Below are 258 nucleotides of genomic sequence, written 5' to 3' on the forward strand. Positions count from 1 at the left end.
TTCAGGGAAGCCGGCCCGCGCGACGTGCTTTGGTCACGGCGGCATGCCGCGTCGACGCATCCAATTTCGACATCGCGGTGCCGAGATAGGCCTTGTCGGTGCCTTCCCGCAGACCGAGGTGCGCGGCGATCTCCGCATTCGTCGCTCCGAGGGCGGCGCACGCGAGGACGTCGGTCTCGCGCGGGGAGAGGGGGATGACGGGGACGGGACCGGTCGCCGTCGGGAGGTCGGCACCGGCGAGGGTCAGCAGTCGGCGCT

At 71.3% G+C, this 258-nt stretch carries 1 protein-coding gene; it reads right to left on the reverse strand.

The window, feature by feature from the left end; all coding sequences use genetic code 11:
- Nucleotide 1 precedes the first annotated feature (1 nt).
- Nucleotides 2-258: LuxR C-terminal-related transcriptional regulator (locus KVS71_RS17815; protein WP_217585200.1), on the reverse strand; the 257-nt coding region annotated here is incomplete at its 5' end.

The organism is Microbacterium sp. GbtcB4 (genome assembly GCF_019091465.1).
GTDB lineage: Bacteria > Actinomycetota > Actinomycetes > Actinomycetales > Microbacteriaceae > Microbacterium > Microbacterium paraoxydans.